The following is an 11,959-nucleotide window of genomic DNA, read 5'->3' on the forward strand; positions in this document are numbered from 1 at the left end:
GGCCGAGGCGCTGTCGGCGGTGGACGCCCGCTGGGGCGAGCGCGCCGCCCGGCGCCTCGAGCGCTTCGTGGCGCTGCCGGAGGGCACCTTCGTCTGGACCCGTGACGGAGACGGCCTGCTCTGGCTCGGGCGGCTCGACGGCCCGTGGTGGTACGACGGTTCGGCGGAGGCCGCGGCGGTCGACCTCGTGCACGTGCGGTCGTGCGTGTGGCTTCCGGACCCCGTGGACCCGGCCGTGGCTCCCGCCGCCGTCACCGCGACGTTCGCGCGCGGCGGTCGCAACGGTCAGCGCATCGGGACGCCGGGAGCGGGTGCGGCGACCGCAGCGGTGTGGGAGCGCATCGTCGGCGGGTGATCCCCGCGGTCGCTCAGACCGCGGAGGTGTCAGGGGTCAGCGCCGGTGGGTCAGCGCCAGATGACGGGTCAGCGCCAGATGACGGCCATGCCGGCGTTGGCCAGCGCGAGGATGCCGATGAGCCAGAACACGGCGGAGGGCACCGCCTCGCCGCGCTTCTGCCGCGCGGAGCCGATGCCCAGGAGCGCGCCGATCACGAGGAGCACCACGAGCTTCACGCCGATCTTGACGTAGTTCAGGTCGTACTCGATACCCCACGGAGCGGCCAGCGCCAGTCCGGCGACACCGGCGATCAGCAGGCCGTAATCCATCAGCCGGGTGATCTGCCGCTTGCCGCCGAACGCCTGGGCCGCCCAGGCGCCGAACAGCACCGCGAAGCCGATGAGGTGGACGAACACGACGATGTGGCGCAGGATCTCCATGCCCTCACCGTACGTGAGGGGGGTACTGCGTCGCTAGCAAGGCCGCCCTGACCTCAGCCGCGCAGCTCCCGGATCACGAGGGCCGTGCGCAGCGCAGCGTCCGCCGCCTCCGCGCCCTTGTCCTCCTTCGAGCCCTCGAGACCCGCGCGATCCAGGCCCTGCTTCTCGTCGTCGAGGGTCAGCAGGCCGAAGCCGACCGGCCGCCCTGCGTCGAGCGACACCCGGGTGAGACCGTCGGTGGCCGCGGCGGACACGTACTCGAAGTGGGGGGTGCCGCCGCGGATGATCACGCCGAGCGCGACCACCGCATCGGCACCTCCGGCGAACGCGGCCTGCGCGGCCACCGCGAGCTCGAACGAGCCAGGCACCCGCACGAGCGTGTGCGACGCCTGCGCCTCGTCGAGCACCCGCTGCGCGCCCGCGATCAGTCCGTTCGAGATGGTCTCGTGCCACGTGCCGGCGATCACGACGACGTGCAGTCCCCGCCCGTCGATGCTCCCGGCCTTCGGTGCTCCTGCGCCGCTCATTCCTCGTCCTTCCCGGCCGCGAGGGCCTGGGCGAGCTCTGCCTCGCCGATGATGTGACCCATCCGGTCACGCTTGGTCTCCAGGTACTGGTGGTTGTTCGGGCCGACGCCCACGATCAGCGGCACCTGCTCCACCACGTCGAGCCCCAGCTCGCGCAGCTGGTTCACCTTGTCGGTGTTGTTGGTCAGCAGTCGCACCTTCGACACGCCGAGGTCGGCGAGGATGCCGGCCGCGGCGGCGTAGTCGCGCGCATCGGCGGGCAGCCCGAGTGCGAGGTTCGCATCGACCGTGTCCAGGCCGTCCTCCTGCAGGCTGTAGGCGCGGAGCTTGTTGATCAGCCCGATGCCGCGCCCCTCGTGCCCGCGCATGTAGACGACGACCCCGCCGTCCTGCTCGATCGCGTCGAGCGCGGCGTCGAGCTGCGGGCCGCACTCGCACTTCAGCGACCCGAACGCCTCGCCCGTCAGGCACTCGGAGTGCACGCGCACGAGGGCGGTCTCGCTCAGCTCGCCCGACACGACCGCGATGTGGTCGGTGCCGGTCACGCGATCCTTGTAGGCGAGGAACCGGAACGAGCCGTGCTCGGTGGGCACGGTCGCGTCGGCGCGCAGGCTCACCCGGCGACCGCGGTGCGCGGCCGGCGTCGCCCCCGCGGGGTCGATCTCGTTGAGGTGCGCGATGAGCTGCTCGATCGTGATCACGGGCACACCGTCACGCGCGCCCAGCTCGATCAGTCCCGGCAGCCGCATCATGCTGCCGTCCTCCGCCACGACCTCGGCGATCGCGCCGACCGGTCGCAGACCCGCGAGCTTCATCAGCTCGACGGCGGCCTCGGTGTGGCCGCTGCGCTCGCGCACGCCGCCGTCCACCGCGCGCAGCGGCAGCACGTGCCCGGGGCGGATGATGCTCGTCGCGGTCGAGTCGGGGTTCGCGAGCACATTGAGGGTGCGGGCCCGGTCGCTCGCACTGATGCCGGTGGTCACGCCGTCGGCGGCGTCCACGCTCACCGTGTACGCGGTGGAGCGGGCGTCCTCGCTCGCCGCGACCATGGGCGGCAGGTTCAGCTGATCGGCCAGGTCGGCGGGCATGGGCGCGCACAGGAACCCGGACGACCAGCGCACGGTCCACGCGACCCACTCGGGCGTCGCCAGCTCCGCCGAGAGCACCACGTCGCCCTCGTTCTCGCGGTTCTCGTCGTCGGCCACGAGGACCGGCCGTCCGGCGCGCAGCGCCTCCAGGGCCTCGGGGATGGATGACAGGCTCATCGCGAGCCCCCTTCCGGTGCGGCGCGGAACGCGAGCAGACGCTCGACGTGCCGCGCGAGGATGTCGGTCTCGAGGTTCACGCGGTCACCGACCGCGCGGGTGCCGAGAGTGGTGGCGGCGAGCGTCTCCGGGATGAGCGACACCTCGAACCACGGCGCCGCCTCGTCGGGCGCGCTCACGGCGCTCACGGTCAGCGAGGTGCCGTCCACCGAGATGGAGCCCTTGTCGACCACGAGCGGCGCGAGATCGTGGGGCAGGCCGATCCGCAGCACGCTCCACTGCGCACCCGGCCGCACCTCCCGCACCTCGCCGGTGCCGTCGACGTGGCCCTGGACGATGTGCCCGCCGAGCCGCGCGCCCACCGGCATCGCCTTCTCGATGTTCACGCGCGTGCCGACCACGGCCGATCCGATCGCGGCGACGTCGAGCGTCTGCTTCATCACGTCGGCGTCGAACGTGTCGGCGGTCGAGTCGACGACGGTCAGGCACACGCCCGACACCGCGATCGACTCGCCGTGCACGGCGTCGGCCGCGGCCCTCGGCGCGCGCACGGTGAGCCGCCAGCCGTCGCCGGACTCTGCGATCGCCGTGATCTCGCCGATCTCCTCGATGATTCCGGTGAACATCACCAGGCACCTTCCTGCTCGGGGGCGTGGGGGTCTGTGAAGCGGGCGACGGCCAGGATGTCGGCGCCGAGTGGCACCCACTCCTCGACGGTCAGCCGGCGCGCCTCGTCGATGCGGGAGACGCCGATGTCGGTGAGCGCGAGGCGGCCCCCGCCCAGCAGCACCGGTGCGACGTACGCGAGCACGCGATCCGCGAGTCCCGCCGCGACGAACGCGCTGGCCAGGGTCGGCCCGCCCTCCACGAACACGCTGTGGTGGCCGCGATCGTGCAGGTCGGCGAGCACCGCGGGCAGCTCGCGGGTGTCGTAGAAGAGGGGAGCGTGCGGGTGCCGGTGCACCGCCGCGTGTGCGGGCGTCGCGCGGGCGCCGATCACGACCGGCACGGGCTGCCGCGGGTGGAGGGCGTCACCGTCGCGCGCGGTCAGAGCCGGGTCGTCGGCCAGCAGGGTGCCGGTGCCCACGACGATCGCGTCGGCCTCGGCACGACGGCGGTGCACGTCGGCGCGCGCCTCGGGGCCGGTGATCCATCGACTGGAGCCGTCGTCCGCGGCGGCACGGCCGTCGAGGCTCTGCGCCCACTTGACCGTGACGTGCGGGCGGCCCAGGCGCTTCGCGGTGAGCCAGGAGGCGATCAGCGCCTCGGCCTCCGCGGCGCGCACGCCCGACTCCACGTCGACCCCGGCGGCGCGGAGCCGCTCGGCCCCGCCGCCGGACACCTCGCCCGGATCATCGAGGGCGTAGACCACGCGGGCGACCCCGGCCTCGATGAGCGCCACGGCGCAGGGACCCGTACGGCCGGTGTGGTTGCACGGCTCGAGCGTCACGACCGCGGTCGCCCCGCGCGCGGCACCCGGCGAGAGCTTCGACAGCGCATCGACCTCGGCGTGCGCGGTGCCGGAGCCGCGGTGCCATCCCTCGGCCAGCACCTCACCGGCGGGGGAGAGGAGCACGGCGCCCACCTGCGGGTTGACCCCGCGGGGGCCGCGGGCGGCGAGCTCGAGCGCGCGGTCCATCGCACGCTGCTCGATCGCGGTCACTGCCATCCGTCGTCCTCTCTGCGGCCTCGGGGCTCTCGCAGGGGTGGCGGAACGGACGCACACGCGTGCGCCTCGTGCTGCCTCCCTTCCGGACTAGCGAGGTCACCCTCGCATCACCGTCGGTCCCGGAGTTCCACCGGATCGGCATCCCGATCACTCGAGACGCTCGCGGACTGTCACCGCCGGTTCGGATTCCCACCGACCCCGGAGCACGTTGCTGCTCTGAGTGTACTCAACGCGGTCGGCGCGATTTCATTCCGTGGCATGGATCCGCGCGTTCGGCGCCCATCTCACTTCAGCAGGCGCGAGAGGCGGCGGTCGGCGAGCACCTTGCCGCCCGTCTGGCACGTGGGGCAGTACTCGAGCGACCGGTCGGCGAAGAACACGCTGCGCACGGTGTCTCCGCACACGGGGCACGCCTCGCCGCGGCGCGCGTGCACCTGCATGCCGCGGCGCTTGGCGTCTTTCAGGTCGGCGGGCGGCTTCCCGGAGGCCGCGGCCACCGCCTCGCGCAGCGTCTCCTGCATCGCCGCGAACAGCCGGTCGACCTCGGCGTCGTCGAGCGTCGCGGCGATCGCATAGGGCGACATGCGTGCGGCGTGCAGGATCTCGTCGGAGTAGGCGTTGCCGATCCCCGCGATCACGCCCTGGTCGCGCAGCAGCCCCTTGATCTGCATGCGCCGCCCCTCCAGCAGGCCGGCGAAGTCCGCCCGCGTGAAGGCCGGGTCGAGCGGGTCGGGACCGAGGCGAGCGATGCCGGGCACCTCCTGCGGATCGCGCACGACGTACACCGCGAGCGACTTCTTCGTACCGGCCTCCGTCAGGTCGAACCCGCTGCCGTCGTCGAGCGCGACACGCAGGGCGATGGGCGTCTTCCCCGGCTTGATGAGCGTGGTCGGCAGGGTCTCGTACCAGCGCAGCCAGCCCGCCTTCGCCAGGTGGAACACGAGGTGCAGCTCCGCACCGCACGACAGCACGACGAACTTGCCCAGCCGCGCGGCCGCGGTGATCTCCGCGCCGTGGAGCGCCGTGATGGGCGGGTCGTACGTCTTCAGCGCCGCGATGGCCGAGACCGACGCGCGGGTGATCGTGCGTCCGACCGCGCGCTCGCCGAGGAACGCGACGAGTCCTTCGACCTCCGGCATCTCGGGCATGCAGCCATCCTGTCACCGGCCTCCGACGCTGTCACGCCTCGCCGGCAGCCGTCACAGCACGGGCCACTCGACCGGGGTGCGGTCGTCGGTGGCGAGCAGCCCGGCGACCCAGCCGTCGTCGCGGCCGCGCTGACTCGTGAGGGCCTGGCGCTGCGTGCCCTCGAACCGGAAGCCGAGGGCGCGGGCGGCCCGTGCCGACGGCACGTTGCCCACCACGGCCTGCCAGCGGATGCGCGCGAGCCCGAGCTCTGCGAACCCCCAGTCCAGCACCGCGCGGGCCGCCTCGGTCAGGTAGCCCTGCCCGCGGGCGTCCGCGACCATCCAGTAGCCCAGTTCGGCACTGCCACCCGCGGCGTGGCCCGCGATGTGGTGCAGGCCGATGACGCCCACGAGCACGCCGTCCGCGAAGATGCCCCACACGGTCTGGGAGCCGTCCGCCCACCAGTCGGCGACGAGCGCGACGAAGTCCTCCGCGTCCTGCCGGAAGTACGGGTTCGGGACGGTCGTCCAGCGGGGGATCTCCGGGTCCTGGCAGGCCGCGGTGATCGCGTCGACGTCCGCCTCCGTCGGGGCATGCAGGACGAGGCGGGCGGTGGTGAGGGTGACCGGAGGCATCCCTCCAGCCTAGGACGGCCGAGCCGGTCGCCCGGTCGGCGAGGGGGACGTCGACCGCGGTGTCGGTGGGCGCGATTAGGCTTGTCCGGTGACTGTTCCGGGGATTCTGCGCGCCTTGGAAGAGGCGTCTCTGTTTCGTGACGCTCTCGCCTGGGCGCATACCGACGCCGACCTCGGACTGGTCGACGGCCTCGATGCGCCCACGCTCGCCGGGCTCCTCGCCAAGCGCGCCGCGGCCGGGCACCCCGCCGCGTTGCTCGCCGTGGTGCCGACCGGGCGCCGGGCCGAGACGCTCGCCGCGGCGATGTCGGCCTACGTGCCCGATGCCGAGGTGCTCACGTTCCCGGCATGGGAGACCCTGCCGCACGAGCGGCTGAGCCCGAGCCCCGACACCGTCGGGCAGCGCCTGCAGACCCTGCGCCGCATCGCCGAGTGGTCGGGTGATCACCCGCTCGTGGTCGTCGCCTCCGTGCGCGCCGCGCTGCAGCCGATCGCCGGCAACCTGGGCGAGATCGCCCCGCTCGACCTCGCCGTCGGCAGCCGGGGGCACGAGCTCGACCACGTCGCGGAGCAGCTGGTCGAACGCGCATACTCCCGCGTGGACATGGTGTCGCGGCGCGGTGAGTTCGCCGTGCGCGGCGGCATCCTCGACGTGTTCCCTCCCACGTCGGAGCACCCCTACCGCGTGGAGTTCTTCGGCGACGAGATCGACCAGATCCGGGCGTTCTCCGTGGCCGATCAGCGCTCGCTCCCCGGCGACGTCCCGGCGGTCGACCTGCCGCCCAGCCGCGAGCTGCTGCTCACCGCCGACGTGCGCGACAGGGCGCGCGCGCTGATCGGCGGGTTCCCGGCCATCGCGGGCATGCTCGAGAAGATGGCCGAGGGCATCCCGGTCGAGGGCATGGAGTCGCTGCTGCCCGCCGTGGCCGGTCCGCTGAAGTCGCTCGTGGAGTACCTGCCGCCCGGCAGCGCGACCGCGGTGGTCGACCCCGAGCGGGCGACCGCGCGGGCGATCACCCTCGGCGACACGAACCGCGAGTTCCTCGACGCCGCGTGGAGCGCGGCGACCTCCGGGGCCTCGGCTCCCATCGACCTCGGCGCGGGCGACTTCCTCACGGTCGCCGACCTGCGCGACGTGGTGCGCGACCGCGGCGGCGTGTGGTGGCGGCTCAGCCCGTTCGGCATCGGCGACGCCGACCCGGAGAGCGTCGAGGCGTCGGCGGTCATCCCGTCGTTCCACGGCAACGTCGACGGGGCGATCGCCTTCGTCGACGCGAAGGTCGCCGACGGGTGGCGCGTCGTGGTGATCGCGACGGGACACGGGCTCGTCGACCGCGCGCGCGACGTGCTGTCCGACCGGGGCATCGCGGCCCGCGCGGTGGAGTCGCTGACCGAGGCCCCCGACCCCGGGGTCGCGACGCTCGTGACCGGTGCGGTCGAGGCGGGGTTCCAGGTGCCGGAGGCGAAGCTCGCCGTCCTCACCGACAACGAGTTCTACGGCCGCACGATCGGCGGCGACCAGCGCGTGGTGAAGAAGCTCGCCTCGCGCCGCAAGAACGTGGTCGACCCCCTCCAGCTCAAGCAGGGCGACTTCGTGGTGCACGCCACGCACGGCATCGGCCGCTTCGTGGAGATGACGCAGCGCGAGGTCTCGACGGGCGGCCGCCACGCCGCGAAGTCCGTGCGCGACTACCTCGTGCTGGAGTACGCCCCGTCCAAGCGCGGCTACCCGGGCGACAAGCTCTTCGTGCCCACCGACCAGCTCGACCTGCTCTCCAAGTACGTCGGCGGTGAGGCCCCGGCGCTGTCGAAGATGGGCGGCAGCGACTGGGCGCAGGCCAAGGGCAAGGCCCGCAAGGCCGTGCGCGACATCGCGGTCGAGCTCGTGAAGCTCTACTCCGCGCGCATGAGTGCCAAGGGGCACGCGTTCGGTCCGGACACCCCGTGGCAGCGCGAGCTGGAGGAGGCGTTCCCGTTCGCCGAGACCCATGACCAGCTGCAGACCATCGACGAGATCAAGGCCGACATGGAGCGGCCCATCCCGATGGACCGGCTGCTGTCGGGCGACGTCGGCTTCGGCAAGACCGAGGTCGCGGTGCGCGCGGCGTTCAAGGCCATCCAGGACGGCAAGCAGGTCGCGATGCTCGTGCCGACGACGCTGCTGGTGAAGCAGCACCTGGAGACGTTCACGGAGCGCTTCGCCGGCTTCCCGGTGAAGGTGCGGCCGCTGTCGCGCTTCCAGACCGACAAGGAGGCGAAGCTCACGCTGCAGGGCCTTCTCGACGGCACGGTCGACATGGTCATCGGCACGCACCGCATCCTCACCGATCAGGTGATGTTCAAGGACCTCGGCCTGATGATCATCGACGAGGAGCAGCGCTTCGGCGTGGAGCACAAGGACGCGCTGAAGAAGATGAAGACCAACGTCGACATCCTCGCCATGAGTGCGACCCCGATCCCGCGCACCCTGGAGATGGCGGTCACCGGCATCCGGGAGATGTCCACGCTCGCGACGCCGCCGGAGGACCGGCACCCGATCCTCTCGTTCGTCGGGCCGCGCAGCGACAAGCAGATCGCCGCCGCCATCCGGCGCGAGATCCTGCGCGAGGGCCAGGTGTTCTTCGTGCACAACCGCGTGCAGTCCATCCAGCGGATCGCGGCCCAGCTCGCCGAGCTCGTGCCGGAGGCGCGCATCGCGGTCGCGCACGGGCAGATGGGGGAGCATGCGCTGGAGCAGGTGGTCGACGACTTCTGGGAGCGCAAGTTCGACGTGCTCGTCTCGACCACCATCATCGAGACCGGCCTCGACATCTCCAACGCCAACACGATCATCATCGACCGCGCCGACAAGTACGGCCTGAGCCAGCTGCACCAGCTCCGCGGACGCGTGGGCCGCGGACGCGAGCGCGCCTACGCGTACTTCCTCTACGACGACATGAAGCCGCTGAGCGAGACCGCGGCCGACCGCTTGCAGACCATCGCGGTCAACAACGACCTCGGCTCGGGCATGCAGGTGGCGCTGAAGGACCTGGAGCTGCGCGGGGCGGGCAACCTGCTCGGCGCGGAGCAGGCGGGGCACATCGCCGGCGTCGGCTTCGACCTGTACCTGCGCATGATCGGTGAGGCCGTCGCGACGTTCCGCGGCGAAGAGGTCGAGACGGGGCAGGAGCTGCGACTGGAGCTGCCGCTGGACGCGCGCATCCCCGAGGACTACATCGACAGTGAGCGCCTGCGCCTGGAGGCGTACCAGAAGCTGTCCGCCGCCTCGGCCGCGACCGCCAAGGACGATGCGATCGACCTCGTGCAGGAGGAGCTGATCGACCGCTACGGCACCCCGCCCGAAGAGGTCGCCGGGCTCTTCGCGATCGCGCGACTGCGCCGCAGGGCCGCACGGGCCGGACTCACCGACGTGGTGGCGATGGGGTCGAACCTCCGCATCGCCCCGGCGCGGCTGGAGGACTCCATCAAGGTGCGGCTGCAGCGGCTCTACCCGAAGGCGAAGCTCGTGGCCGGGGGAGAGGCGCTGGTGGTGCCGATGCCCACCGTCGCCGCGGCCGTCGGCGTCGGCGTGGAGCCGCTGCCCGACGCGCAGCTGCTGGAGTGGGTCGGCCAGCTGTTCACCGCGATCTTCCCGGAACCCGCCACGACCCCGTAGCGGACGGCGGGGGCCCCGGGGCTAGTCTGGCCGCATGTTGTACGAGCACCTCGGGGCTCGCCCCCGCATCCATGACACCGCCGTCGTCGCCCCCACCGCCGTGATCTCCGGCGATGTGGAGGTCGGTCCGGGCTGCCAGGTGCTGCACGGTGCCGTGATCACCGCCGAGGGCGGCCCGATCACGCTCGGCGCACACGTGATCGTGATGGAGAACGCGCTGATCAGGGCGACCGCGGCGAACGCGGTGCACATCGGCGACCACACCCTCGTCGGCACGCTCGCGAGCATCGCCGGCGCGACCGTGGGCGAGGAGGTGTTCTTCGCCTCGGGCGCCCGCATCTTCAACGGTGCGCTGGTGGGCAGCCGCTGCGAGGTGCGCGTCAACGCGATCGTGCACCGGCGCGCGGTGCTGCCCGAGGGGACGGTCGTGCCGATCGGATGGGTCGCGGTCGGCGATCCGGTGCAGCTGCTCTCGCCGGACCGGGCGGAGGAGATCGCGGCGGCGCAGCCCGAGCTCGACTTCCCCGGGCACGTGTTCGGGGTCGACCGGGACACCCCCGACCTCATGGTGCAGCTCACCGAGCGCTACGGGAGCTCCCTCGCGCGGCACGCCGACGACCGACCCGTCGGGCCGTAGCCGCGCGGGCGCGCAGAGACGAAGCCGAGCACCCCGCCGATGCCCGGCTTCGCCGGCTCGATGTCAGATGACGCCCTGCGCGAGCATGGCAGCGGCGACCCTCTCGAATCCTGCGATGTTGGCCCCCGCGACGTAGTCGCCGGGAACCCCGTACCGTTCCGCGGCGTCGAACGCGGCGCCGTGGATATCCGCCATGATCTCACGGAGCTTGCTCTCGCTGTCGGCGAAGGTCCACCGCTGGCGCGAGGCGTTCTGGCTCATCTCCAGCGCGGAGGTGGCGACACCGCCCGCGTTGGCCGCCTTGCCGGGGGCGAACAGCACACCCGCCCGCTGGAACGCCTCGACGGCCTCGGGCACGCACGGCATGTTGGCGCCCTCGGAGACCGCCTGCACACCACCGGCGATCAGCGCCTCGGCGTCGGCCAGGCTCACCTCGTTCTGCGTGGCGGACGGCACGGCGATGTCGACCGGCACCTCCCACACGCTGCCGCCCTCGACGAACCGTGCGCTGGGGCGGCGGCGGGCGTACTCGACGATGCGGGCGCGCTCGACCTCCTTCAGCTGACGCAGCAGGTCGAGGTCGATGCCGGCGTCGTCGACGACGTAGCCGGAGGAGTCGGAGGCGGTGACCGCGGTCGCGCCGAGCTGCGCGGCCTTCTGGATCGCGTAGAGGGCGACGTTGCCGGAGCCGGAGATGCCGACGCGCTTGCCCGCCAGCGAGTCGCCGCGGACGGCGAGCATCTCCTGCGCGAAGAACACCGCGCCGTAGCCGGTGGCCTCCGTGCGCACCTCGGCCCCACCCCAGCCGGTGCCCTTGCCGGTGAACATGCCCGACTCGTGGCGGTTGGTGACCTTGCGGTACTGGCCGAACAGGAAGCCGATCTCGCGGCCGCCCACGCCGATGTCGCCGGCGGGGACGTCGGTGTGCTCGCCGAGGTGGCGGTACAGCTCGTTCATGAACGACTGGCAGAAGCGCATGACCTCGGCGTCGGACTTGCCGTGCGGGTCGAAGTCGGAGCCGCCCTTGCCGCCGCCGATGCCCTGACCGGTGAGCGCGTTCTTGAAGATCTGCTCGAAGCCGAGGAACTTGATGATCGACAGGTTCACCGAGGGGTGGAAGCGCAGTCCGCCCTTGTACGGGCCGAGCACGGAGGAGAACTGGATGCGGTAGCCGCGGTTGACCTGCAGCTTCCCCGCGTCGTCGACCCACGGCACGCGGAACAGGATCTGCCGCTCTGGCTCGACCAGGCGCTCGAGGATGCCGCCGTCGACGTATTCCGGGTGGCGCTCCAGCACGGGGGCGATCGAGTGCAGCACCTCGTGCACGGCCTGGTGGAACTCCGGCTCGTGCGGGCTACGGGAGAGCACCGTGTCGAACACGGGCTGCACGGAGTCGGCGAGCGGATGGAAGTCGGCAGTGGTCGTGACGGTCACGCGGGAAGGACTTTCTGGTGGGGGATGGAGTGCTGGCGATCGTGTCGCGTCAGGGCGGTGCCGGTTGGGCCGAGCTCTCACTCTAGCGTCGGCGCCCGAGGGCCCCGCGCCACGCGACGGGCGGCCGCGGCTCAGCCGGTGTTCTGCAGTCCGGCCGCGACGCCGCTCACCGAGAGCAGCAGGAGGCGCTGCTGTTCCGCGTCGGCGCCCGAGCCCTCCGGCTGCGGCGCGG

11 protein-coding genes and 1 riboswitch are annotated in these 11,959 nt (G+C 72.4%); of the genes, 3 read left to right on the top strand and 8 right to left on the bottom strand.

Annotation, left to right across the window (positions count from 1 at the left end; genetic code table 11):
* Positions 1-355: GAF domain-containing protein (locus tag DW309_RS19295; RefSeq protein WP_168387159.1), on the top strand; the 355-nt coding region annotated here is incomplete at its 5' end.
* 68 nt (positions 356-423) lie between these two features.
* Here DW309_RS19295 and DW309_RS03245 read toward each other — a convergent pair.
* The 7 genes from DW309_RS03245 to DW309_RS03275 form a co-directional block, all read right to left on the bottom strand.
* Positions 424-777: a Fe-S protein gene (locus DW309_RS03245; RefSeq protein WP_136029091.1), complete on the bottom strand. Its 354-nt coding sequence runs from the start codon at positions 775-777 to the stop codon at positions 424-426.
* A gap of 53 nt (positions 778-830) precedes the next feature.
* A complete protein-coding gene (gene ribH / locus DW309_RS03250) occupies positions 831-1,304 on the bottom strand; it encodes a 6,7-dimethyl-8-ribityllumazine synthase (RefSeq protein WP_136044544.1) in 474 nt (157 codons plus the stop codon).
* Complete coding sequence (gene ribA, locus DW309_RS03255) at positions 1,301-2,569, bottom strand: GTP cyclohydrolase II (RefSeq protein ID WP_136029095.1); 1,269 nt, start codon at positions 2,567-2,569, stop codon at positions 1,301-1,303. The genes ribH and ribA overlap by 4 nt, the downstream gene beginning before the upstream one ends.
* Positions 2,566-3,195 (bottom strand): riboflavin synthase, encoded by a 630-nt coding sequence (locus tag DW309_RS03260; protein ID WP_136029096.1) that lies wholly within the window; start codon positions 3,193-3,195, stop codon positions 2,566-2,568. Before DW309_RS03260 ends, ribA begins: the two co-directional genes overlap by 4 nt.
* Entirely contained in the window at positions 3,195-4,238 is a 1,044-nt protein-coding gene (gene ribD / locus DW309_RS03265) for a bifunctional diaminohydroxyphosphoribosylaminopyrimidine deaminase/5-amino-6-(5-phosphoribosylamino)uracil reductase RibD (RefSeq protein WP_136044545.1), read from the bottom strand. The genes DW309_RS03260 and ribD overlap by 1 nt, the downstream gene beginning before the upstream one ends.
* A gap of 65 nt (positions 4,239-4,303) precedes the next feature.
* A riboswitch (FMN riboswitch) is annotated at positions 4,304-4,448 on the bottom strand.
* 74 nt (positions 4,449-4,522) lie between these two features.
* Positions 4,523-5,386, bottom strand: coding sequence for an Fpg/Nei family DNA glycosylase (locus DW309_RS03270; protein WP_136029100.1), 864 nt, complete (start codon positions 5,384-5,386; stop codon positions 4,523-4,525).
* A 51-nt stretch (positions 5,387-5,437) separates the two neighbouring features.
* Positions 5,438-6,001 carry a GNAT family N-acetyltransferase gene (locus DW309_RS03275; protein WP_136029102.1) on the bottom strand — a complete coding sequence of 188 codons (564 nt, stop codon included), beginning with the start codon at positions 5,999-6,001 and terminating at the stop codon, positions 5,438-5,440.
* 88 nt (positions 6,002-6,089) lie between these two features.
* On the opposite strand from DW309_RS03275, the gene mfd reads away from it, so the two are divergent.
* Together mfd and DW309_RS03285 are read left to right on the top strand one after the other, a co-directional pair.
* Positions 6,090-9,656, top strand: coding sequence for a transcription-repair coupling factor (gene mfd, locus DW309_RS03280; protein ID WP_136044546.1), 3,567 nt, complete (start codon positions 6,090-6,092; stop codon positions 9,654-9,656).
* Positions 9,657-9,690: 34 nt separating this feature from the next.
* Positions 9,691-10,293 carry a gamma carbonic anhydrase family protein gene (locus DW309_RS03285; protein WP_136036014.1) on the top strand — a complete coding sequence of 201 codons (603 nt, stop codon included), beginning with the start codon at positions 9,691-9,693 and terminating at the stop codon, positions 10,291-10,293.
* A gap of 63 nt (positions 10,294-10,356) precedes the next feature.
* Here DW309_RS03285 and gdhA read toward each other — a convergent pair whose 3' ends face one another.
* On the bottom strand, positions 10,357-11,727 hold the full coding sequence (gdhA, locus tag DW309_RS03290) for an NADP-specific glutamate dehydrogenase (protein WP_136036015.1): 1,371 nt from the start codon (positions 11,725-11,727) through the stop codon (positions 10,357-10,359).
* Between the last annotated feature and the right edge of the window lie 232 nt (positions 11,728-11,959).

Origin of the sequence: Microbacterium sp. K41 (assembly GCF_004794395.1) — a bacterium.
Classification (GTDB): Bacteria; Actinomycetota; Actinomycetes; order Actinomycetales; family Microbacteriaceae; genus Microbacterium; species Microbacterium sufflavum.